Annotated in this window: 18 protein-coding genes; 9 read left to right on the top strand and 9 right to left on the bottom strand. The window is 34.8% G+C overall.

The genetic code is table 11. The features are described 5' to 3' along the window. Positions 1–210 precede the first annotated feature (210 nt). The 7 genes from KBJ98_RS14080 to KBJ98_RS14050 all read left to right on the top strand — a co-directional run bounded on the left by KBJ98_RS14080 (position 211) and on the right by KBJ98_RS14050 (position 10,865). Entirely contained in the window at positions 211–3,390 is a 3,180-nt protein-coding gene (locus tag KBJ98_RS14080; RefSeq protein WP_317192503.1) for a hypothetical protein, read from the top strand. Beyond that, positions 3,387–3,806, top strand: a complete 420-nt coding sequence (gene ybeY / locus KBJ98_RS14075) for an rRNA maturation RNase YbeY (protein WP_210791588.1) — start codon at positions 3,387–3,389, stop codon at positions 3,804–3,806. The genes KBJ98_RS14080 and ybeY overlap by 4 nt, the downstream gene beginning before the upstream one ends. 125 nt (positions 3,807–3,931) lie before the next feature. Beyond that, the gene (gene mnmG, locus KBJ98_RS14070; protein ID WP_210791586.1) at positions 3,932–5,803 is read left to right on the top strand and encodes a tRNA uridine-5-carboxymethylaminomethyl(34) synthesis enzyme MnmG; all 1,872 of its coding nucleotides are present in this window, start codon (positions 3,932–3,934) and stop codon (positions 5,801–5,803) included. 144 nt (positions 5,804–5,947) lie between these two features. Continuing rightward, entirely contained in the window at positions 5,948–6,796 is an 849-nt protein-coding gene (locus tag KBJ98_RS14065; protein WP_210791584.1) for a class I SAM-dependent methyltransferase, read from the top strand. A gap of 245 nt (positions 6,797–7,041) precedes the next feature. Then, positions 7,042–7,656 (top strand): OmpH family outer membrane protein, encoded by a 615-nt coding sequence (locus KBJ98_RS14060; protein ID WP_225899145.1) that lies wholly within the window; start codon positions 7,042–7,044, stop codon positions 7,654–7,656. Between the two features lie 250 nt (positions 7,657–7,906). Then, positions 7,907–10,174 carry a helix-turn-helix domain-containing protein gene (locus tag KBJ98_RS14055; protein WP_210791582.1) on the top strand — a complete coding sequence of 756 codons (2,268 nt, stop codon included), beginning with the start codon at positions 7,907–7,909 and terminating at the stop codon, positions 10,172–10,174. Between the two features lie 106 nt (positions 10,175–10,280). Beyond that, positions 10,281–10,865 (top strand): hypothetical protein, encoded by a 585-nt coding sequence (locus KBJ98_RS14050; RefSeq protein ID WP_210791580.1) that lies wholly within the window; start codon positions 10,281–10,283, stop codon positions 10,863–10,865. Between the two features lie 392 nt (positions 10,866–11,257). Here the strand turns inward: KBJ98_RS14050 and KBJ98_RS14045 are convergent, their stop codons facing one another. Then, complete coding sequence (locus KBJ98_RS14045) at positions 11,258–12,214, bottom strand: HU domain-containing protein (RefSeq protein ID WP_210791578.1); 957 nt, start codon at positions 12,212–12,214, stop codon at positions 11,258–11,260. A 102-nt stretch (positions 12,215–12,316) separates the two neighbouring features. On the opposite strand from KBJ98_RS14045, the gene dprA reads away from it, so the two are divergent. Then, a complete protein-coding gene (gene dprA, locus KBJ98_RS14040) occupies positions 12,317–13,417 on the top strand; it encodes a DNA-processing protein DprA (RefSeq protein ID WP_210791576.1) in 1,101 nt (366 codons plus the stop codon). A 206-nt stretch (positions 13,418–13,623) separates the two neighbouring features. Here the strand turns inward: dprA and trpS are convergent, their stop codons facing one another. Beyond that, positions 13,624–14,598, bottom strand: a complete 975-nt coding sequence (gene trpS / locus KBJ98_RS14035; RefSeq protein WP_210791574.1) for a tryptophan--tRNA ligase — start codon at positions 14,596–14,598, stop codon at positions 13,624–13,626. A 137-nt stretch (positions 14,599–14,735) separates the two neighbouring features. On the opposite strand from trpS, the gene KBJ98_RS14030 reads away from it, so the two are divergent. Beyond that, entirely contained in the window at positions 14,736–15,491 is a 756-nt protein-coding gene (locus KBJ98_RS14030; protein WP_210791572.1) for a lysophospholipid acyltransferase family protein, read from the top strand. Here KBJ98_RS14030 and KBJ98_RS14025 read toward each other — a convergent pair. From KBJ98_RS14025 to KBJ98_RS13995, 7 genes are all read right to left on the bottom strand, one after another. After that, the gene (locus KBJ98_RS14025; protein ID WP_210791570.1) at positions 15,481–16,896 is read right to left on the bottom strand and encodes a hypothetical protein; all 1,416 of its coding nucleotides are present in this window, start codon (positions 16,894–16,896) and stop codon (positions 15,481–15,483) included. The two genes, KBJ98_RS14030 and KBJ98_RS14025, sit on opposite strands and share 11 nt — an antisense overlap. Then, positions 16,893–17,438: an RNA polymerase sigma factor gene (locus KBJ98_RS14020; RefSeq protein ID WP_210791568.1), complete on the bottom strand. Its 546-nt coding sequence runs from the start codon at positions 17,436–17,438 to the stop codon at positions 16,893–16,895. The genes KBJ98_RS14025 and KBJ98_RS14020 overlap by 4 nt, the downstream gene beginning before the upstream one ends. A 15-nt stretch (positions 17,439–17,453) precedes the next feature. Next, positions 17,454–17,864 (bottom strand): hypothetical protein, encoded by a 411-nt coding sequence (locus KBJ98_RS14015; RefSeq protein ID WP_210791566.1) that lies wholly within the window; start codon positions 17,862–17,864, stop codon positions 17,454–17,456. A 128-nt stretch (positions 17,865–17,992) separates the two neighbouring features. Beyond that, complete coding sequence (recA, locus tag KBJ98_RS14010) at positions 17,993–19,000, bottom strand: recombinase RecA (RefSeq protein ID WP_166133504.1); 1,008 nt, start codon at positions 18,998–19,000, stop codon at positions 17,993–17,995. A 180-nt stretch (positions 19,001–19,180) separates the two neighbouring features. Further along, on the bottom strand, positions 19,181–19,690 hold the full coding sequence (locus KBJ98_RS14005) for an acyl-CoA thioesterase (protein ID WP_166132601.1): 510 nt from the start codon (positions 19,688–19,690) through the stop codon (positions 19,181–19,183). 53 nt (positions 19,691–19,743) lie between these two features. Continuing rightward, positions 19,744–20,127 carry a DoxX family membrane protein gene (locus tag KBJ98_RS14000; RefSeq protein WP_166132600.1) on the bottom strand — a complete coding sequence of 128 codons (384 nt, stop codon included), beginning with the start codon at positions 20,125–20,127 and terminating at the stop codon, positions 19,744–19,746. A gap of 4 nt (positions 20,128–20,131) precedes the next feature. Beyond that, positions 20,132–21,280: a DNA polymerase III subunit gene (locus KBJ98_RS13995; protein WP_210791564.1), complete on the bottom strand. Its 1,149-nt coding sequence runs from the start codon at positions 21,278–21,280 to the stop codon at positions 20,132–20,134. Between the last annotated feature and the right edge of the window lie 229 nt (positions 21,281–21,509).

Raw genomic sequence — 21,509 nt, 5'->3', positions numbered from 1 at the left:
GTCGTTTTATTGCGTGCCATTGATTCTTGAATTTTTTTTGTACACTCTAGCGTTATAATTACTACTTTTATTGGTTATATTTTAAATCTAATGCAAGTGGAAATTCAAAAGCTTATTTACAATAAATTAGAATCTTTTATTAAAAAATATTATACCAATGAATTGATTCGAGGTAGTATATTTTTTATAGGTTTGGGATTGTTGTATTTTTTGGTTACTGTTTTTATCGAGTATCTTTTATGGTTGCCACCTGCAGGTAGAACTTTATTGTTTATTGCTTTTGTTGGTACTGAATTGTTTTTGTTAATTCGTTTTATCGCTTTTCCAATGTTTAAACTTTTTAAACTTAAAAAAGGGATTAATTATCAGCAAGCTTCTTCAATTATTGGTAATCATTTTCCTGAAGTCAGTGACAAGTTGATTAATTTTTTACAGTTATCAGAGAATAATGTAGTTGGTAATAATTCGGAATTGTGGTTGGCTTCTATCGAGCAAAAAGCAAATGATTTGGCGCCAATTCCTTTTGTAAAAGCTATAAATTTTAGTTCTAACAGAAAGTATTATCCTGTCGCAATTGTTCCTGTAATATGTATTTGTTTCATTTATTTCTCAGGTAATAGTGCGGTTATTTCACAAGGTTTAAATCGTGTAGTTCGATTTAATACTGCATTCTCTCCGCCAGCGCCTTTTACTTTTAATATTAAAAATAAAGATTTTATTATTCAAGAAGGGAAGGATTTTATTCTAAACGTGGAAACGGTCGGTAAGGTTGTACCTGAAAATGTTGTTGTAAAAATAGGAGATGAAAGTTATTTCATGGAAGTTGTTGGAGGGTCTAAATTCCAATATAAGTTTAGTAAACTTGCATTCGATATTGATTTTAGTTTAGAAGCGAATGGAATAGAATCACAAGATTATCATGTTTCTGTTGTAGCTGTTCCTGCTATTGCAAATTTTGAAATGAGGTTAGATTTTCCTGCATACATTAATAGAAATTCAGAATTAGTTAAAGGAACTGGTAACGCTATTGTGCCCGAAGGGACGCGTGTCAGGTGGGTAATGCTTACTCAAGCTACGCAAAGTGTAGTTTTTAATGATGGAAATCAGGTTTTTAAGTTTAATAAAATCGATAATTCATTTAGTTTTACTAAAAATATTAATCAAGATACAGAATATCAAATAGTTACTTCCAATAGTTCCGTTCAGAACTTCGAAAAATTAAATTATCGATTAAATGTTGTTAAGGATCAGTTTCCTTCTATTAATGCTGCTGTAATTCCTGATAGTTTGAAGGTAGATACTAAGTACATTGTGGGTCAAATTGCTGATGATTATGGCATATCTAAATTGCAAGTAGTGTATTATGATAGAGATAATATTTCTAATGTTAAACGTGGAACAATAACATTTAAGAAAGGTAGTATTGATCAATTTGTGTTTGCTTTTCCTGCTAATCTACCTGTTCAGAAGGGTGTTGTTTATGATTATTATTTTGAAGTTTTTGATAATGATGTTATTCATAATTTTAAGAGTAGTAGATCGGCAGTGTTTTCTAGTCGTGTAGTAACAGATACTGAAAAAGAGCAGGCAGTGCTACAGGAACAAAACGACAATATTCAAGGTTTGCAAAAATCACTTAAGGCACAGGACAAACAGATTGACGCTATTGATAAATTACAAAAATCGGGCAAAGAGAAAGATAATTTCGATTTTAAAGATCAACAAAAAGTTGATGATTTTATTAAACAGCAATTTAAACAAGACGAGATAGTTAAAGATTTTACTAAGAAACTTAATGACAATTTGTCTCAATTCAAATCTGATAAAAGAGATTTGAAAAAAGAAGAATTGCAAAAAAGGCTTGATAAATCTGAGGAAGAAAGTGAAAAGAATAAGAAATTATTAGACGAACTTCAGAAATTAAATGATAAAATTCAGAGTGAAGAATTACTTTCCAAATTAGATAAATTTAAGCAAAATAGTAAAAACCAAATTAAGAATTTAGAGCAATTAGTGGAGTTGACTAAGCGGTATTATGTCGAGAAAAAGGCTGAACAAGTAGCTGATAAACTTGAAAAGTTATCTAAATCTTTAGATAAGAATTCAGAGTCTAAAGAAAATAATACACTTAAAAAGCAAGAAGACATTAATCGTAACTTTGATAAAATTAAAGACGAGTTGAAAGAATTACGTCAAGAAAATAAACAATTAAAATCACCATTGGATATTCCAAATGATGCTGCTAAAGAGAAAAGCATTGATGATGATTTAGATAAAGCTAATGATGATTTGACCAAAAGTAAACAAGAGAAAGCCAAATCGAACCAGAAAAGTGCGAGTAAAAAAATGAAGGAAATGGCTCAAAAGATGCAAGTCGAATTAGAGCAAAGTGCGAAAGATCAATTGCAAGAAGATGTTGTTATGCTTAGACAGGTATTGGATAATTTATTGGCTTATTCTGTATCGCAAGAAGATTTAATGAAGCAATTCAAGGGTTACAAAATTGGTGCTCCATCTTTTAATAAAAACATTAAGATTCAGCAAGACTTAAAGCAGCAATTTAAGCATGTTGACGATAGTTTATTTGCTATGTCGTTGCGAAATCCTAAGATCGAAGGAAATATAACAAAGGAAATCGGGAATGTAAGTTACAATGTTGATAATGCAATTAGTAGTTTTACAGATGCGCAATTACCCAAAGGTATTTCTCATCAACAATATGCGGTATCAGCCTCGAACAAACTCGCTGATTTTTTGAGCGAAATTTTGAGTAATATGCAAATGCAGTTATCTGGTATGGGTATCGGAAAGCCCCAACCTGGTCAAGGTAGTGGCATGCAATTGCCAGATATTATTCAAAAACAGGATGGTTTAGGAGAAAAAATGAAACAGGGATCCAAACAAGGTAATAAACCTGATAGTAGTAACCCCGGTAGTGGTGGCAAAGTCGGAAGTAAAGGAAGTGGAGGAGAAGAGGGTGAAGGTGATGCAGAGTTGATATTACAAATTTATCAAGAGCAGAAATTACTTCGTGAATCGTTGCAAAATGAATTGAATAAGCAAGGAGCTGGTAGTATAGGACAAAATGCTATTGAGCAAATGAAGCAGCTAGAAAAACAAATCCTGAACAAAGGTTTTAAAAATGAAACGCTACAAAGAATATTAAACATTAAGCAAGAGTTGCTTAAACTAAAATCTGCTCTTCAGCAGCAAGGGCAAGATAATAGCAGACAAGCTGAGGGGTCTAAAAAAGAATTCAACAATCGGGTTAATGCACTTCCAAGCGCGCTTATTGATTATTTAAATAGTATTGAAATATTAAATAGACAATCGCTACCTTTGCGCTCGAATTTTAATCAAAAAGTTCAAGAATATTTTAATAAAAAATGATCAATTTTAATTACGAAACTGATTTTGAATTAGACAATGAGACTGCTTTTGAACAGTGGTTAAGTCGAGTTATTGAGTCAGAAAATAAAAAAGAAGGGGAGATAAATTATATTTTTTGCGATGACGATTATTTGCATAAAATTAACATGGAGTATCTTCAACATGACACACTCACTGATATCATTAGTTTTGATTATTGTGTAGGTAGTGAAATAAATGGTGACGTTTTTGTTTCTATTGAACGTGTCAAAGAAAACGCTTCAGATTTTGATGTTGCTTTTGATGAAGAATTAAAAAGAGTTTTGGTGCATGGTATATTACATTACTGTGGATACAAAGACAAGTCAGATGATGACGAGATACTGATGCGCGCTAAAGAAGATGAGAAAATTTTATTGTTTCACGTGGAACAATAATCTAAGTATATTAAATTTATGTTTCACGTGGAACATGTATTAGTAGCTCTTTATTTGATTTGTTTCACGTGGAACAAATATTTTAATAAATCAATCATGCCTCTATAGGCGTAAAGAATGATATAATGTTTCAAAACGAATATGATGTTATTGTTGTTGGTGCAGGTCACGCTGGTAGCGAGGCCGCCGCGGCGGCAGCAAATTTAGGTTCAAAAACTTTATTGGTTACGATGAGCCTGCAAAACATTGCGCAGATGTCTTGTAACCCTGCTATGGGTGGTATTGCCAAAGGGCAAATTGTGCGGGAGATTGATGCCTTAGGTGGGTACTCTGGTATTGTATCTGATCGTACGGCGATTCAATTTAAAATGTTGAATAAATCTAAAGGTCCTGCGATGTGGTCTCCTAGAGTTCAAAGTGATCGTATGCGTTTTGCTGAGGAATGGAGGATGATGTTGGAGGGAACACCTAATCTTGATTTTTATCAAGAGATGGTGAAAGGGTTGATCATCGAAAATGGAAAAGTAAAAGGAATTAAAACTTCTCTCGGTGTCGAAATTCGATCTAAATCTGTTGTGCTTACAAATGGTACTTTTTTGAATGGATTGATTCATATTGGAGAAAAACAATTTGGAGGAGGTAGAGCTGGTGAAAGTGCAGCTCACGGAATTACTGAAGATTTGGTTGCTGTAGGTTTCGAAGCTGGTAGAATGAAAACTGGTACACCTCCTCGAGTTGATGGACGTTCGCTTGATTTTTCTAAAATGAATGAAGAAAAAGGTGATACGCGCCCAGATAAATTTTCTTATTCAGATGTGACCAAACCATTGACGCATCAAAGATCTTGTCATATGACGTATACGTCTTTGCAAGTACATGATATTTTACGTGAAGGTTTTGATCGTTCGCCAATGTTTAATGGTCGCATCAAAAGTTTGGGTCCGCGTTATTGTCCATCTATTGAAGATAAAATCAATCGTTTTGCTGATAAAGAAAGACACCAACTTTTTGTAGAGCCAGAAGGTTGGAATACTTGTGAAGTTTATGTAAATGGTTTTTCTACTTCTTTACCTGAAGATATTCAATTTAAAGCGTTGAGTTCTGTTGCGGGTTTTGAGAAGGTTAAATTTTTTAGACCTGGATACGCGATAGAGTACGACTATTTTCCTCCAACGCAATTAAAGCATACGCTCGAAACGAAGCTGGTTGAAGGTTTGTATTTTGCTGGACAAATAAACGGGACAACAGGATATGAAGAAGCAGCTTCGCAAGGTTTAATGGCTGGTATCAATGCGCATTTGAAAGTTCATGAAAAAGCGCCATTGATATTAAAGCGTGATGAAGCTTATATTGGAGTTCTGATTGATGACTTAATTACCAAAGGTACGGAGGAGCCATATAGAATGTTTACTTCACGTGCAGAGTACCGAACTTTGTTGCGTCAGGATAATGCTGATTTTAGATTAACACCAATGTCATATGAAATTGGTTTAGCCTCAGAAGCTCGTTTGAGAAGAATGGAGCATAAGTTGAATGAGTCTGAAAAGATGGTTGCTTTCTTCAAAGAAACTAGTGTTTCAGTTTCAGAAGCTAATCCAATATTAGAATCAAAAAATACTGCTTTGATTTCGCAAGGGGATAAAATGTTTAAAGTTTTTTCTCGTCCGCAAATTGATTTGGAAGATATCATGAAATTTGGCAAAGTTCAAGAATATGTTCAAGAAAATGAATTGGATCAAGAAATTTTAGAGCAAGCTGAAATTCAAGTTAAATATTCTGGTTATATCGAAAAGGAGCGTAACAATGCCGATAAATTAACTCGCTTAGAAGATGTGAAGATTCCTGAAAACTTTGATTATGAAAAAATAAAGTCAATGTCAATTGAAGCAAAACAAAAATTGAGTAAAATTCGACCCGTAACTATTTCGCAAGCTTCAAGAATTAGTGGTGTTTCACCAAGTGATATTTCGGTATTACTTATTTATATGGGTAGATAATAAATCTTGTTCCACGTGAAACTACGGCCGCAAGTCCCGTCATTACTAAGAAATGACAGAATAAAATAATTTTTTAACCCTGAAAAACGCTGTTTGTGGTTTTCAGGGTTTCGTTTACTAATAAAACAAAAGCATAATAAATTAATGGATATTTCAAATCAACAGCCTTTTTTAACTGTTCAAGATCATTCTGTTTCTCAGGAAATTTTTAATTTATACTATGATTCAAATTTAGATATGTTGGTTACACAGCCACAACCTAGTTTGGATGAATTAGGTAAATATTACGAAAGTGACGATTATATTTCGCACACTGATAGCAAACGTTCTCTTTTTGAAAAAGCCTATCATGTGGTAAAAGGAATTGCGCTCAAAAATAAGTTGAATTTGATAAATCTTGAACAATCCTCAAAAGGAGCTATTTTAGATATTGGTGCGGGTACAGGAGATTTTTTAGCTGTTGCAAAACAAAATGGTTGGAGCACAACTGGAATTGAACCTAGCCCAAAAGCTAAATCTATTGCAACTACAAAAGGAATTTCATTTGTTGAGAACACGACTGATTTAGCTAATCATTCTTTTGATGTTATTACCATGTGGCACGTATTAGAGCATGTGCCAGATCTTGATTTTCAAATTAAAGAACTAAAGCGTTTATTAAAGCCTAGCGGAACTTTAATTGTGGCTGTTCCTAACTTCAAATCTTTTGATGCAAATCATTACGGAAAATTTTGGGCAGCTTATGACGTACCCATTCATTTTTGGCATTTCTCTAAAAAGGCGATTGAACTTTTATTTGCAAAAGAAAACATGAAATTGAAAAAAGTACTTCCAATGAAGTTTGATTCTTTTTATGTTAGTTTATTATCTGAAAAGTATAAAAATGGTAAAATGAATTTTATCAAAGCTTTTTTTATCGGATTAAAAAGTAATTTGAAAGCTGTGAGTAGTAAAGAGTATTCATCACACATTTATGTGCTTAAAAACAAGTAAAAATCATTTTAAGGCCATTTACAGGCTTTTTCAGGTGTTTGTTGTCAATTAATATACCTATTTTAAAATCTTCCGTTAAATTAAATATATAAAAGCCGTTTTTGATAGATGTAAATAATATTTTTCAGGGTATGTATAAGCTTTGTTTATAATATAAAAATCAGCTGATTTTTTGCAGTTTTTGCCAATCCTATCTAATTTTTTATATTTTTGTCCTTATTACTAAAAAACCAGAAATTCACAAAATGAAAGCAATGATTCCAAATTTAAAAAAAACTACTCTTTCTCAAAAAAGTAAAAAAGCATTAGTACTCGTTGCTTTAACTGTTGCGTTAGTAAGTTGCAACAAACCAGCTGAAGCTGCAAAAGAAGTAAAAACTGCTTATGTTGATACAGCTGAATTGATGAAAGAATACACCGAAGCAAAAGATCTAGAAGCAAAATACAAGTCTAAAGCGGAAGAAAAAGGCCGTCAATTGGAAGCTGAAATCAATCGTTTCAAACAAGAAGCAGCTAATTTTCAGGCACAAGCGCAAGCTAACGGACAAGAGTGGGCTCAGAAAAAAGGTGCTGAACTGCAAAAAAGAGAACAACAATTAGGATATGCGGAACAGGCCTTGTCTCAAGAGTTACAAATGGGAATGAGTAAAGAAAGAGATTCATTAATTAGCGGAGTTACTAAATTCATTAAAGCTTACGGCAAAGAGAAAGGATACGCTTACATCTACGGTACAGGAGATGCGGCATCAATTTTATATGCTGAAGAAAAGTTTGACATTACTAAAGATATTATTAAAGCCTTGAACGACAAGTACAAAGGTGCTGCCAAAACAGAAGAGAAAGCCGCTCCTAAAAAGTAATAAGTAAAGGGGTTATTAATTCTAAATTTATGCCTTCGTCTAGCAATAGATTGAAGGCATTTTTTATTCAAATTGAAATTGACATTGTGATTCAATGTTTGTTTATTTGCTGGTAATTTTTTGTTCCTAGTTACGCTTATTCTCAAAAGGAGCTATTTATTGTGATTATTCATATTTGAGATTAAAATTTATTGCACCTTTTTTTGTTTTTATCACATTTTCAATACTTTAGCATTTTATTTTATACGCCATGCAAACTATATCCGAAGCCGCTTCTTACACCTTACGATTTATCAATCAAACGCAACGTTCTGTTTTCTTGACTGGAAAAGCAGGAACTGGTAAAACCACTCTATTGCGTGAAATTATTCAAACAACACATAAAAACACCGTTGTTGTTGCGCCAACAGGCATTGCTGCGCTTAACGCCGGCGGAGTGACTATTCACTCGATGTTTCAGTTGCCTTTTGGTGGTTTTATTCCTGATAATTCGGCGCCGCAGTTTTCTGAAAGTACCAAGTTTGAAACCAAAGCTACCTTGCGTCGGCACTTTAAAATGAGTGGTTTAAAGAAGTCGGTTATACGAAATATGGAGCTTTTAGTTATTGACGAAGTAAGTATGCTTCGTGCTGATTTACTGGATGCTATGGATTTTATGATGCAAACAGTTCGAAAGAAAAATCTTCCTTTTGGTGGGGTTCAAGTTTTGTATATTGGTGATTTACTGCAATTGCCGCCGGTTATTCGTGATGAGGAGTGGAGTACTTTAAAAAATTATTACCGCGGAAAGTTTTTCTTTCATTCGCACGTGATTCAGCAACATCCGCCTTTGTATATTGAGTTATCTAAAATTTTTCGTCAAACAGATGATGCTTTTATTTCAGTATTGAACAATTTGCGCAACAATCAAATCACGCAACAAGATCTACAAACACTTAACCAATTTGTTAAACCTGATTTTGATTTAAAAGCTAATAAAGGGTATATCACACTGACTACGCACAATCATAAAGCCGATGCGATGAATGCGCAGGCATTGGCAGATTTGAAAGGAGAATTGATAACCTATAAACCTGAAATTACAGGAGACTTTCCGGATAAGATTTATCCTGTAGAGCAAGACTTAAAACTTAAAGTAGGCGCCCAAATTATGTTTGTGAAAAATGACTTATCATTTGACAAGCATTATTTTAACGGAAAAATGGGCGTCATTAAATCACTTGCTAGTCAAGAAATTCTGGTACACTTTCCTGAAGAAAACAAAACTATTGAGGTTGAAAAATACGAGTGGCAGAACATTAGGTATAAAGTTGATCCTGCCACAAAAGAGATTGAAGAGGAGGTTTTAGGGACTTTTGTGCACTATCCTATCAAATTGGCGTGGGCCATTACGGTGCATAAAAGTCAAGGTTTAACTTTTGACAAAGCAGCGCTTGATGTATCACAGGTTTTCTTACCGGGGCAGGCCTATGTTGCATTATCGCGTTTACGTTCGTTAAACGGCCTTGTTTTGCTTTCTGCGTTGCGAATGAATGGCATTTCAAATGACCAAGACGTGATGGATTATGCGAACAACAAGGCAAGTGAGGATTTTTTGGCTAATGCATTGCATTTTGAAACCAAAAATTTTATCCATCAATATTTAGTTCAATCGTTTGACTGGAACGATGTGGCACAAGAATGGCGCAATCACCGTTTTAGTTACAACGAAGATGCTCAAAATTCTGAGAAATCAAAGCATGCGGTTTGGGCAAAAAACCAAGCAAATGCTATGGATGAATTACTAGAACCTTCGCAAAAATTTATTAAACAACTGCATTCACTTTTTGGTCAAGAAACTGCCGATTTAAATCATATTGCGGCTCGTGTTCAGGCTGCTTATTCTTATTTTTTTAAATCCTTGGACGATCTTGTTTTTGAAATTTTATGGAAAATTGAAGAGGTTAAGCGCAGCAAAAAAGCCAAAACTTTTTTTGATGAATTGACCATTTTAGAGGAAATGCAAACCAAAACGGTTTTGCGATTGATGAAAGCCAAATTGTTGATTGAAATTGTGGTGGCTGGGGAAACAATTTCAAAAGAAAACCTAAGTTCAAGTGAGATTAAATCATACATCACCCGAAAAACAGAAGCAATCCAAAAACAATTTAAAGAGTTGAATGTTACACTCATAGAAGATGAAAAAGATTTACAGCGTTATACATCCAAAAAAGGAAAAACGACTGTTAATAAAAAATCTACCGTACAGGAAACTTATGATTTGTGGGTTGAGAAAAAATCGATTGAAGATATTGCTGCGATAAGGGTTTTGACCAAGCAAACTATTTACGGACATTTTGTAAAATTGATTCAAACCAAAGCCGTTGCCATAAATGAATTGCTACCCCAAGATAAACTTCAAGACTTAGCCGCTGCTTTCGCGGGTTACAAAGAAGAATCGCTTAATGCATTAATGGAACAACACGGTACCAAATTTTCTTGGGATGAAGCGCGTATGTACAAGGCTAGTTTGAATTAAATTGAAATGCAGTTTTTTGATTCTGAATTGATAATAGAAGTATTTTTGAATAAACTATAGCTTGAGTAAGATTTTAAAATTGGCATAATAATTAAATTTAGTACACATGAAAAAAGCGTTTTTATCACTGGTTTTTTTGCTAACAGTTTCAACTGTTTGTGCACAGGAATTAGCTACAGGTTTTTATGTCTCGATGTCAAATGATACGGTGAAGAGTCAGCTAAAAGTACCAAAATCAATTTTTGGATCATTGGATTTTTCAAAATTTTTGTTCAAGGTGGAAGTAGTAGAGTCTGATGGGAGTTTGCAAAAATTAAAACCTGATGCGATTAAAAGTTTCGGATTTACGTTTGAGGGTCAAGAATATCGGTTTTTTGGAAAACCTACCATAACTAAAAATAATTATAGATTTCTTGAGGCTATTGTTTTAGGTCCAAAAACAAGTATTTATAAATTTGAAACCGTGAATCAAAACGGTGGATCCCTAGGGACTTTTTATACTTTTGAAAAAGCAGATGGAACTTTTGAATTCTTCAATACAGGTATGCGAAATCTAGAAAAATTTAAAGATGTTTTAAAAGAGTTTTACAAAGACTATCCGGCTGCTATTGTGGCAATAGATGCCAGATTTAAGCAAAAAGCTACTTTTAAGTCAGATATTATTACTGTTGCAAAAGCCGTAAATAATTAATTTTTCTTTTCAACGATATACCTGCAGTTCTAATCATAAAACTTTTGTGAATGATTTACGGTTCAACACATCATACATCTCTTCAACATTAAATCTAGCATTGGATTTGAGCTTTAAAATTATCGTTTTTAAATGCGTTTTTAAGAATTACTATCAAGAAGAGCTTTTATTAAAATTTAAACCGCAAATCGTCTAAAAACGCAGTTTGTGTTCCAAATTAAAATTACCTAGCCCAGTTAGGAGTGAAAATCCTTTTGCGCTTGTTTTTAGCTCAAAAGATTGTAACTAAATAGCTAGACATCGGAGATTCAGCGGAGCTAATTGGCTCCTAAAAAAAATCCTCAAAAAACTTTCGCTTTTTGAGGATTTCAGTCAGTATTTTAAAATTCGGTTTACAAGGATTGAATTAAAATCCAAGCATCCGGATTGTGTTTCTCGTTGATTTCTTTTTTTGCTTTTTCAGCTTCGGCGAAAGTAGAGTAGCTACCATAAAGAACGGGAAAATAACCGTTTTTGTTTGGAGCAATACGCTTGGCATTGTAGCCCAATTGGGTCAAATCGCGCAAGGTTTTATTAGCGTTAACTTCTTCACGATATACACCCGCCATGATATGGTAAGGCATTTTGGCTTCTGGAGTTGCTTTTACAGTTAGTGTAACGGCAGGAATTGGGTTTTTGATAAAAAAAGTAGCTTCTTGTATTTTATTTTGCACCTGTTTTTGTACCGCTGTTTCTACCAAAAGTCTTTCTGAATTGATTTGATTTTGATACATCGGGTAACCTACAGTACCAGCTAAACCTAGTGCTATTGCTACAACTGCAGCATATTTCAAATACGGATTGATAGAACGAACAGCTTCGGTTTCTAGAGTATAAACTGGAGTTTCGTTTTGAACTTCGATAATTTCATTAGTAACCTCAGTTTCTTCTTGAACCACTGGAGAACTTGTAAACGTACTTAGTCCGAAAGAGCTAGTTAAATAGTTCGTTGTTTCGCTTGGCGTAAAAACTATATTGTTTTCGGCGTTCAAACGTAAATCACCAATATTTTTTAGTACTAAAACTTGTTGTTCTTCCAACGCTTTTTTCCAAGCAAAAACTTCGTATTGAATGGCACTTACGGCATATTCATAAGATGTTTTTTCAGCCAATGCAATGTGGTTGGCTAATAAACCGTCGTTGTTTTTTAAATTGGTATTAAAAGCAATTCTCTTTCTAGGCGGTGAGAATGAATTCGTAGCTTCATTTCGCCTAGCCGACTGGATTTCGGTCAAAAAAGCTCCGAAACCAGGAACGGTAACACATTGATAACGGTAGAGTAACTGCGCGATGTATAGTTCGATTTTCATACTTACAAAGTTATACAACGAAAATAGTTATCAAAATTTTATTCACAATTTTTATTAACAATTCCGACAAAAATTTATACATTTCAGCCTCAAACTTTTAGCATGAACGAACAGGATTTATTTTATTTGCTGGCACTGCAGCGTGTAGAAGGAGTTGGCGATATTATGGCCAAAAAATTATTGACTCATTTAGGATCTGCCGAAGCTATTTTTACCAGTAAATCGACACAGCTTGCTGCAATTGATGGAGTAGGAGCTATGCTTTTAAAAAATTTAAAAGATAAATCGGTATTTGCGAAAGCACAAAAAGAATTGGATTTTATAAAAGAGAACAACATCACCACTGCTTTTTTTCAGGAAGCAAACTATCCAGAGCGTTTAAAGCAATGCGTAGATGGACCGCTACTTTTGTTCAGTTCTGGAAACATAAATTTGAATAACCGACGCATGATCAGCATTGTTGGCACGCGCCAAATCACCGCTTACGGAACCGAGTTTTGCAGGCAATTGATAGCTGATTTAGCGCCACTTGATCCGGTCATTGTTAGTGGTTTTGCTTATGGAGTTGATATCGTAGCGCATCAACTTGCTATGGATTATAACTTGCAAACTATAGGTGTTGTAGCTCATGGTTTAAATCAGATTTACCCGAAAACGCATAAAAAGTATGTGTCCAAAGTGGAACAAAATGGTGGTTTTCTGACTGAGTTTTGGAGTTCTTCTAATCCTGATAAAGAGAATTTTGTTCGCAGAAACCGCATTGTTGCTGGTATGTGTGAAGCTACAATTGTAATTGAATCGGCTGAGCGTGGAGGATCGCTTATTACAGCCAATATGGCCAATGATTACAACAGAGATGTTTTTGCAGTTCCCGGCCGTGTTACCGATAAGTACAGCCAAGGCTGCAACAATTTGATTAAAACACAAAAAGCAAATGTGCTCACTAGCGCTGCCGATTTGGTTTATATTTTAAATTGGGATATTCAAAAAGAAGTAAAACCCGTGCAGAAACAATTGTTTGTAGAACTTGATCCCGACGAGCAAAAGGTATACGATTATCTCTTAAAAACAGGCAAAGAGCTCATAGATATTATTGCCTTGCAATGCGATCTCCCGATTTACAAAATATCAGGAATGTTGCTGAATATGGAATTAAAAGGCGTAATCCGGCCGCTACCAGGCAAATTATTTGAAGCAATATAAATAGAAAAACCGCAAATTGGCAAATTAAATATTACCATAATCTGCGAATTTGCGGTAATTTTACAAAGGTAATTAAATTTCGAAAACACTTCGGCTTGCTACGCGAATGTCTCTGACTTCGCGCAATTACAGATTGTATTGAACCGCAGATTCGCAGATTAAACATTACCATGATCTGCGAATCTGCGGTTATTTTAAAAAGGGAATTATATTTCGAATCCTAGTTTTTCGCGTACTTTGGCTAGTACTCCATTGGCCACAGCCGAAGCTTTTTGAGCACCAATTTTTAAAAGGGCATCTACTTCAGGAAGGTTGTTCATGTAGTAGTTGTATTTTTCTCTTTCTGTTTTAAAGGTGTCGCAAATCAATTCAAACAAAGCTTGTTTGGCGTGACCGTAACCGTAATTGCCGCCTAAATAATTGGCTCGCATTTCAGCTAATTGTTCTTCAGTTGCTAATAAAGCATAAATAGCAAATGCATTGCAAGTATCTGGATTTTTAGGATCTTCAAGTGGTGTACTATCGGTTTCAATACTCATCACTTGTTTGCGTAACGCTTTATCGTCTAGAAAAATATTAATTATATTATTAGCTGATTTACTCATTTTTCCGCCATTGGTACCCGGAATTAACATGCTGTCTTCTTGAATTTTAGCTTCAGGAAGCACAAAGGTTTCGCCCATTTGATGATTGAATCTTGAGGCTACATCGCGAGTAATTTCAAGGTGTTGCAATTGATCTTTACCTACAGGTACAAACTCAGCATCGTACAATAAAATATCAGCTGCCATAAGCATAGGGTAGGAGAACAATCCTGCATTTACATCCTCTAAACGATCTGATTTGTCTTTGAAAGAGTGTGCCAAAGTCAAACGTTGGAACGGAAAAAAGCAGCTCAAGTACCAAGACAACTCTGCTGTTTGTGGCACATCTGATTGTCTGTAAAAAACCACTTTATTAATATCCAATCCACAAGCTAACCAAGCTGCAGCAGTACTGTAGGTATTGGTGCGCAGGGTTTCTCCATTTTTAATTTGAGTAACCGAGTGTAAATCGGCAATGAACAAGAAGGATTCATTTTCAGGTTGATTTGATAATGCTATTGCAGGTATAATTGCGCCAAGTAGGTTGCCAAGGTGAGGAGTTCCTGTACTTTGAACCCCAGTAAGTATTTTTGCCATTATGATTTTAACTTTTCCCGCAAAGTTCGCAAAGATTTCCGCAAAGTTGGCAACGATTGTAAAGTTTTTCTAATAAGTAGTTTTCCAAAGCAAATTCTTTTAGTATTATTCGCCTACGATTTCTTACTTTTGAACACATGAGAGCATTAAAAATTATTTTTTGGGTATTGTGGCGCGTTTGGTTTTATATCTTGATGGCCATTCCTATCTTGGCGATGTTTCCTTTTTTGGTAGCCTCTATTTTGAGGGAAAGCAGTTATCCCTATTTCTTTAAAATGGCCAGGATTTGGGCCAAATGTATTTTGTTTGGAATGGGTTTTCGCTACACCGTAGATCGTGATCAAGAAATGGAAATAGGAAAGAGTTACATGATTGTGGCCAATCACACATCCATGACAGATATTATGTTGATGCTAGCCATAACCAAAAATCCTTTCGTTTTTGTAGGTAAAAAGGAATTATCTAAGATTCCTTTGTTTGGATTTTTTTACAAAAGAACTTGTATTTTGGTAGATCGTGGCTCTACCAAAAGCCGAATGGAAGTATTTGATCGTGCTCAAAAACGCATTAAACAAGGACTGAGTATTTGTATTTTCCCTGAGGGCGGCGTTCCGGATGATGAATCGATTGTTTTAGATAGTTTTAAAGACGGTGCTTTTCGTCTGGCTGTAGAACACCAAATACCAATTGTTCCGATGACTTTTGCTGATAATAAAGAGCGTTTCTCTTATACTTTTTTGAGTGGAAGCCCAGGTTTAATGCGTGTTAAATTGCACCATCATGTGGAAACCAAAAACAAAGTGGAGGCTGATAGAAAAGAGCTAAAGGAGCAATTGTGGAATCTTATTTACCAACAATTATTAAAGTTTGAAGCCAGTAAACTTAAAAACTAAAACTCAAGCCTGAATATAAACCGATAAAGGCAGGCTTAAAACTGCTATTATTTTGCGAAAAAGTATTGAATTGGTACTTCATCATCGGTTCGAAATTAAAACGCAAGGATGGCTTTATTTGATACGAAAAACCAACACCCACATTGGAGCTGAAATGTACCGAATTTAAATTATTTGCCTCGCCCAATGGAATTCGGCCTTGCTCGCCCACGATTGCAATTTTATTTTGACTTAAAAATAAAGTACTTACACCTCCAATAAGGTTAATCCCCCATTTATTATCCAATAATGCATAGGATAGTTCCATTGGTAGCTCAATGTAACCCAACTGTTGGTTGATTTGTCCTGCGGTGGTTGGTTGTGGGTCTTTTTCAAATAAAATTAAAGTTTCTAATGTGTTTTCATTCTTAATTTCAATGAATTGGTTTGTTGTATACGTGATGTTGGGTAAATTATTGCTCATTAAGCTCGTAGAATAAACAATATTTTTGGTGTTGTAATCTAACGCCAATTTGTTTACACCGGTCCGTACTTTCACTTTTTTGTTCAATGCATATTGAACCCCTACGCCATAACTAAGATTTTGTTCTGCTGATTTTGGATTGTTTGCAAATTGAGGGTCAATTGCTGAACCTCCAGCGTTAGTATTTAAAAATAGCGGAGCGACAGTAGGTTTAATTTGCCATTTTTGTTGACTTTTTTCAATGGTTACCACTGCTTGAACTCCGTCTTTTTGTTGCAAAAGCAATTCTAATTCGTTTGGAATAATTTGTTTTTCTATATTCACATCTGAATCTGTTGTTGCTAGTGCAGGATTAGCAATGGTTTTGTTGCTAGATGAGTTTCTTGGATAAATGCTGCTTTCATTCTCCAAGTTTCTTTCATAATTATTTAAATTATTACCTAGCTTATCAGTGTTCTTTTCGGATTCCTGAAAATTATTTTGTACTAAACTATTTTTTGTAATAAATTGATTTTGATTAGCAAATCGAGTTGTGTTATTTGTTACAAAATTACTTTTAAGAGTTACTTTTCCTAATGGATTGGTTATAATAGATTGATTGGCAACTCGTGTAGGTGGAGCCGACACAACTTCACTATCCGGTTTCGTTGAAATAGTTGTTTTGCTTTTAAGCGATGGCTCGCCTTTAGGGTTTGTTTTTTTTCCTGTAGCTACTTTATTTTGTGGCAATTCAAGGGTCGAATTTTGGTCAAATAGTAAAAAACAACCTAACACTAAAGCCGCTGCTATACCTGATGATTTTAGCCAAAACGGAACTACTCTACGTTTCTTTTTGTGCTGTAATTGTGCTGCAATTTGGTCCCAAGTGCCTGCAGCAGGAGTCGCTTCAAAATCTTTGAATTGTTCCTTGAATATACGATCTATATTTTTGTTATCACTCATTTGGCAGTAGGCAAGGGGTTTATTTTGTAGTAAAGCTCTATTTTTTCTTTCAAAATCGTTCTTGCTCTGGCCAAGTTTGATTTTGTAGTGCCGGTACTTATTTTGAGCATTTCGGCGATTTCTTTATGTGAATAATCATCCAAGACATACAAACTAAAAACCAAGCGGTATTGGTCTGGTAACTCTTGAATCATTTGCAGTAGGTAATCTAGCGGAATGTTTTCGTCTTCAATTTCGACTTCATCTGCTATGGCAATGTTGTCATCTACGCGCTCCATGAATCGCACGTTTCTGAATTTTTGCAAAGCCGTATTGATCATTATACGTTTGGCCCATCCTTCGAAAGAACCGCTACCGCTAAATTGATGTATTTTATTAAAAATGATCAAAAATCCATCTTGTAAATTGTCTTGAGCATCAACGTAACTACTAGAATAGAGTAAGCATACTCCAAATAGTTTTTTAGAAAACAGTTGGTATACTTGCTCTTGTGCTTTAGGGCAGTTTTTTTTACAATCAGTAATTAATTGGTCAATGCTCACTTTGGTATAGAAGGTTTAATTGGTAACAGGAATTTCTACCTCCTCAAAGATATTATTTCCTGCAGCATCTTCGCCTTTATAAAATTTAAAGATGTATGATCCAGTATTTGTTACAAAAAATTGAAATGAAGTTTCAGATTCTGGCGGAAGTGCTGCATTACAAACTTGATCGTTATCTACAGCGGTTTGAATACCAATGGTGCGCACATTTAAGTTTTTATCATAATAGATGCCTTGATAATAATGGCAAGCCGTTGGTTTTTGGTACTTCAAAGTTATTGTATAGGTTTCACCTAATTTAAACTCCGTAGGAACGGTATAACTGGCTATTGGTAATACCTCATAAGTATAATTATTGGAGTCGTTATCAGTACTACAAGACGCTATACTTACTAATAATAATGTAATGGCAATTAGCTTTTTCATCGTATTTGTTTTAAAGATAAATATTTCCCGCTTACTACTTTACTTTGCGGCTAATTTGTAGATGAATAGACTCTTAAAAGGTTGCGTTTGAGCTATAAAAAAAACCCGAATAAATCGGGTTTTAAGTTTTATGCTTCAGCTAATTCTTTAATTTTAGCTTTGATTTTTTCTTCTAATTCATCAGCTAATTCAGGATTGTCTTTGATTAACGATTTAACTGCATCACGACCTTGTCCTAACTTTGTTTCGCCGTAGCTAAACCATGAACCTGATTTTTTCACAATTTCAAATTCAACTGCTAAATCTAAAATTTCACCAGTTTTTGAAACTCCTTCTCCGTACATGATATCAAATTCAGCTACTTTGAAAGGTGGTGCAACCTTGTTTTTAACGATTTTTACTTTGGTTCTGTTACCAATTACATTTTCACCATCTTTAATTTGAGTAGAACGACGAATATCCAAACGTACAGATGCATAAAACTTTAAAGCGTTACCACCCGTTGTTGTTTCTGGATTTCCGAACATTACACCAATTTTTTCTCTTAATTGGTTAATGAAAAATACAGTACAATTCGTTTTACTGATAGTTCCTGTCAATTTACGCAATGCTTGTGACATTAAACGAGCATGTAAACCCATTTTAGAGTCGCCCATTTCGCCTTCAATTTCACTTTTTGGTGTAAGTGCAGCAACCGAGTCAATTACAACAATATCAATTGCGCCTGAACGAATTAAGTTTTCAGCAATTTCCAGTGCTTGTTCCCCGTTGTCAGGTTGCGATATAATTAAGTTTTCGATATCTACGCCTAACTTCTCAGCATAATTTCTGTCAAAAGCGTGTTCTGCATCAATGAATGCTGCAATTCCGCCTGCTTTTTGAGCTTCAGCAATAGCGTGCAAAGTCAAAGTAGTTTTACCAGATGATTCTGGTCCGTAAATTTCGATGATACGTCCTTTTGGGTAACCGCCTACTCCAAGAGCTAAATCTACTCCCAAAGATCCTGAAGATATAACTTCTACCTCCTCAATGGCTTTATCGCCCATTTTCATTACGGTTCCTTTACCGTAGGTTTTGTCTAGTTTGTCTAGCGTAAGCTGTAGTGCTTTTAATTTTGATTCTTTTTCTGTGCTCATCTTCTCTTTTGCCTTTTCTTTCATTTAATTGCTTTTTTTATCGCTGTAACCGTTTGAATTGTTGTGAATTGCAATTCAGTAGTTGATTTTGATTTTAAAGATTTGTTTTCGTAAAAATACTTTTTTTTTCAATTGAAAATTTTTCTGTTGGTAACAATTTACCTCTGCATTATTATTTTTTTACACAAATAATGCACGCAATTCTGTAGCTTCTTCGGGTTTCATTTTTCCGGCCAATACCAGACTCAATTGTTTTCTGCGCAAAGCAGCTTCAAATCGTTGTTTTTCCAGGTCGGTTTCTGGGATAATTTGAGGTACTTCAACAGGTCTTCCGGTATCATCTACAGCAACGAAAGTATAAATGGCTTCGTTAGCTTTGGTTTTATTACCAGATTCGCGGTCTTCTACCCAAATGTCAATGTAAATTTCCATTGAACTTTTGAATGAACGCGATACTTTGGCTTCGACCGTAACGACACTTCCTAGCGGAATTGCTCTGTTAAATGCTACGTGGTTTACGGAGGCAGTAACTACAATGCGGCGTGAATGTCTGCGTGCAGCGATACTTGCGGCACGGTCCATACGGGCTAGTAATTCGCCACCAAATAAGTTATTTAACGGATTGGTTTCGCTTGGTAAAACTAAATCAGTAAGTGTGGTTAAAGATTCAGAAGGATATTTTGCATTCATAATTTTTGTAAAACTAAAAAGGTTATAGTTGTGTAAAGTGTATGTACTTTGAATTAGTTTAACCAATACACGGCTAAAATTGCAGGAATAAAATATATGACAATTGTTCTGGCGCCATCATAATCTTTGGCCAAACGTTGACCAAACAACAGCATCAATAAAGTGATACATGAAAAAACAGCTCCGTAAAAACCAAAAACTCTACCGTTGTTGATGAATAACTCAACGCAGCCTACTACGCTAAGTACTCCTGATATTAGTTCTAAAACTAGAATGTTTCCTAATGCAAGTGGCACTTGATTTTTAAGCGGAGTATTAGCAAAATGGCCTTTTAACCATTCTACATTATCTTTCCAATAAAATAGTTTATCGTAGCCTGATTGTAAAAAAGTAATGGCCAAAAAAATCAAAATTAAAATAGAAGTAATGTTGTTCATGTGTTTATTTTTTGTGGATTAAACGGGTAAGTCTTATAGATAAATCAGTCAATATGATTTTTGCGTTTCCGTTGCGCTCAATATGATACATTGCATCAGATAGCTCAGTAAAAATAGCTTGGATGTTATTGCCGTTTACGAAGGGTGCAAAATTTTCGAGCTTAAATTTTTCGACTTTTGGTTCCATGTAAACTAAGTTTTTGCTCTCATAATTTAGTAGTAGCGCTTGTCGAAACATTTCGATGCAAAACTGTAAAAACTTCTTTTGTGTTTCGCGACCCAAGGCGGCCACTAGTTCGCTCCATTGTATTAAATCTTGAATGGCTGCTGCATTCCCTTTGGCTCTAAACGCGGCACGAACCCAATCAACAAACCATTTTTCAAAATAAACAGTTTCGCTATCCGGTTGCAATAATTGCAATGCTTTATTGTAATTGCCTTGTGCTTGATGTGCAATACGCAAGGCTTCATTTGCTGCAATGTTTTGTTTTTTTACCAAAGCATCTGCAATTACGGTTTCGGGTAAACCGTTAAAATGCAGGACTTGACAACGTGAACGAATGGTTTGTAAAATATCTTCCTCGTTTTCAGAGATTAAAATAAAAACCGTTTTATCCGTTGGTTCTTCTAGTAATTTTAGCAATTTGTTCGAGGCGGCCGTATTAATTTTATCAGCCATCCAAATAATCATAATCTTGTAACCTCCTTCAAAGGATTTAAGTGATAATGATTTTAAGATTTCCTGCGCATCATCAACTCGAATTTCACCTTGCTTGTTTTTTACACCCAACATTTGATACCAATCAAACAAACTTCCGTAAGGATTGTTGTCAAGAAAATGGCGCCATTCGGCTATAAAATCGATGCTTTTGGGTTTGGTTTTTACATCTTCGGTGCTTACTGTTGGGTAAATAAAATGCAAATCAGGATGCGAAGTTTTTTCGAATTTTAAATTACAGGCACTATTTTCGCCATTATTTTCGCCATTTTGATTGTTGCAAATAATGTATTGTGCATAAGCAATTGCCATGGCCAGTGTGCCGCTTCCCTCAGGGCCTACAAACAACTGCGCATGTGGAATACGACCTAAATTAGCACTTCGTGTCAAGTGATTTTTTATGTGTTCCTGCCCTAAAATTTCTGAAAATTGCATGTAGCAAAGATAACAGAAAATGGTTTAGTCTAAAATTTTAAACATCAAAGTTTGCAATGTCAGCCCACTGGTCTAACCGTTAAAATCAACTTGATAAAAGTAATTTGGTGTTTGTTACTATTGCTATAATGCAGGTTATTCGACAAAAAATAACATTATTTATTGATTTACATCGATTTCGTTGCTGTTAATTTAATTTTCAATCTTTTTTGGAATTTATTACTAATTT

The organism is Flavobacterium erciyesense, from assembly GCF_018069925.1.
Taxonomy (GTDB): Bacteria; Bacteroidota; Bacteroidia; order Flavobacteriales; family Flavobacteriaceae; genus Flavobacterium; species Flavobacterium erciyesense.
The sequence above is the reverse complement of the archived record's forward strand: the minus strand, read 5'-3'. Positions and strand labels throughout refer to the sequence as shown.